Annotated in this window: 3 protein-coding genes and 1 pseudogene; 2 read left to right on the forward strand and 2 right to left on the reverse strand. The window is 76.5% G+C overall.

Features of this window, described 5'->3' with window-relative positions; all coding sequences use genetic code 11:
• Both JNW98_RS34670 and JNW98_RS34675 read right to left on the reverse strand, forming a co-directional pair.
• Positions 1-283 (reverse strand): annotated as a pseudogene (locus JNW98_RS34670) (hydrolase); the annotation flags it as partial.
• Positions 284-323: 40 nt separating this feature from the next.
• The gene (locus JNW98_RS34675; protein ID WP_223772257.1) at positions 324-1,142 is read right to left on the reverse strand and encodes an SOS response-associated peptidase; all 819 of its coding nucleotides are present in this window, start codon (positions 1,140-1,142) and stop codon (positions 324-326) included.
• A 152-nt stretch (positions 1,143-1,294) separates the two neighbouring features.
• Between JNW98_RS34675 and JNW98_RS34680 the strand changes: the two genes are divergently transcribed.
• Positions 1,295-2,008 carry a M50 family metallopeptidase gene (locus JNW98_RS34680; protein WP_223772256.1) on the forward strand — a complete coding sequence of 238 codons (714 nt, stop codon included), beginning with the start codon at positions 1,295-1,297 and terminating at the stop codon, positions 2,006-2,008.
• A 79-nt stretch (positions 2,009-2,087) separates the two neighbouring features.
• Positions 2,088-2,266 (forward strand): carboxyvinyltransferase (locus JNW98_RS34685; RefSeq protein ID WP_504755629.1); only part of this gene is annotated, 179 nt, incomplete at its 3' end.

Here is a 2,266-nt window from a genome sequence, read left to right on the forward strand (position 1 = left end):
CGGCGAGCGCCGGCCACAGGGCGCGCCAGGCCGTGTCGAGCGCCCGGGGCGCCGGGGCCACCTTCCTGCCGGCCACCCGCCAGGGCTGCTCCACCAGCGCCACGTTCACCCCGTGCGCGGGCAGGGCGGCGGCCAGGGCCTGGAGGTCCCGCGCCTCGACGCCGCCGCCGGCGCCGTGGCCGAGGGCGAGCACCAGGCGGGGCTCCGCCGCGCGGTACCAGTGGATCCGGGCCTCGCCCGCGGGCGTCCCGACGCTCTCCGTCTGCGGCTTCTTCGTCGTCACGCGGCCATCCTGCCGTGCCCGCCCCCGACGCCACGCCGTGTCAGAACAGTGTCGACTCCTCCGGCGCCGCCAGCTCCGTCACCAGCTCGGGCCCGTTGTTGCGGACGTCGCTGACCGCCGTCGCCACCGGGTACGCGCGCACCAGCCCCGGCGGGGGCGGGACGAGGAGCGAGCGCAGCTCCTCCGGGTCGGTGCGGGCGGGGTCGAGCCAGGCGGCCCACCGGTCGGGCGGCAGGACCAGCGGCATCCGGGGGTGGATCTCCGCCAGGGACCGCGGGCCGTCCTCGCCGCCCCCGCCGGCGAACGGCCGGTCGTCGGCCTCGGTGGTTATCACCGAGCAGGTCGCCCACCAGGCCGCCGGGTGGTCGTCCGGCAGCGTGCGGTCGCGCCAGAACTCGTAGAGGCCGGCCATCGCCATGACGGACCCGTCGGAGGGCGTCACGAAGTAGGGCTGCTTCCGGGGGCGCTTGCGGCGGCCCTGCACCTCCAGGTCGCGCTCCTGCGCGCCGGTGACCCACTCGTAGTAGCCGTCCGCGGGGATCAGGCAGCGCCGCTCCGCGAACGCCCGCCGGTACGACGGCTTCTCGTGCACCGTCTCCGCCCGGGCGTTGATCATGCGCGCGGCGCCCTCCGGCGACTTCGCCCACGAAGGCACGAGCCCCCACTTCAGGGCGCGCAGCTGGCGCACCGGGCGGCGGTCGGGCGCGCCCTTGAGCGGGCGCTCCAGGACGGCGTACACCTCCTTGGTGGGCGCCACGTTCCAGTCCGGGGCCAGGGTCTCCTCCGGCTCCCACACCTCCACGTCGAAGAGCCCGGCCAGATCCTCCGGCCCCCGGCTCGCCGCGTACCGCCCGCACATGTTCCGACCGCCCCTCGGCTCTTCCCTCGTACGTCTGCCGCCGACCATGCTGCCGTACGGGTCGGACACCCCCGGCATCCCGCCCCGGAACCGTCACGCGGCGCCGGCCGTCCCTCAGCACGGACCACGAACGCGCAAGGAGCGGCCCCCGCATGGACAGCACCACCGCCACCGACCTGTGGGACCGGCTGGCCGGCAGCCAGCCCGGGCCCTCGGTCTGGACCGTCGTCGGCACCGGACTGGTCGCCCTGGCGGCGGTCCTCCCACCCCGGGTCTGGCGGGTGACGCGCAACGCGATCACCATCGCCCACGAGGGCGGCCACGGCCTGGTGGCACTGCTCAGCGGCCGGACCCTGGACGGCATCAGACTGCACTCGGACACCTCGGGACTCACCGTCTCGCGCGGCCGGCCGACCGGCTTCGGCATGGTCCTCACCGCGGCGGCCGGCTACCCCGCGCCCTCGCTGCTCGGCCTGGCCGGCGCCTGGGCGCTGTCCACCGGGCACGTCACGGCCCTGCTGTGGGTGGCGGCGGCGCTGCTGGCCGCCATGCTGGTGATGATCCGCAACGCGTACGGCGCCCTGACGGTGGTGCTCACCGGCGCGGCCTTCGTCCTGGTCTCCTGGCTGGCCGGCCCCGAGGTACGGGCAGCGTTCGCCTACGGGGTGGTGTGGTTCCTGCTGCTGGGGGGCGTGCGGCCGGGCTTCGAGCTCCAGCGCAAGCGCCGGTTCGGGTACGTGCCGGACTCCGACGCCGACCAGCTCGGCCGGCTGACCGGAGTGACGCCGGTGTTGTGGCTCCTCTTCTTCCACGTGGTCGCGCTCGCCGCGCTGCTCGCCGGCGGCCGCTGGCTGCTCGCGGGGTGAGCCGGCAGGCGCTCCGGGCGGGGGGCCGCGCGGCCGTGGGGCCCGGTCGCCGCCCCCGGCGAGGCCGTAAGGTTAGGGCATGACCCAGAGCCCCGCGCCCATCGACCTCTGGCCCGCTCCGACCGCGACCGGGGCCGTCGACGCGACCGTCACCGTGCCCGGCTCCAAGTCGGTCACCAACCGCGCCCTCGTCCTCGCCGCCCTCGCCGCCGAGCCCGGCTGGCTGCGCCGCCCGCTGCGCTCCCGCGACACCCTGCT

This window comes from Streptomyces huiliensis (assembly GCF_020037025.1).
GTDB classification, from domain to species: Bacteria; Actinomycetota; Actinomycetes; order Streptomycetales; family Streptomycetaceae; genus Streptomyces; species Streptomyces huiliensis.

Coding starts and splice junctions, on each gene's coding strand:
- JNW98_RS34675 (WP_223772257.1), bottom strand. CDS start 1,142: ATGTGCGGGCGGTACGCGGCGAGCCGGGGGCCGGAGGATCTGGCCGGG.
- JNW98_RS34680 (WP_223772256.1), top strand. CDS start 1,295: ATGGACAGCACCACCGCCACCGACCTGTGGGACCGGCTGGCCGGCAGC.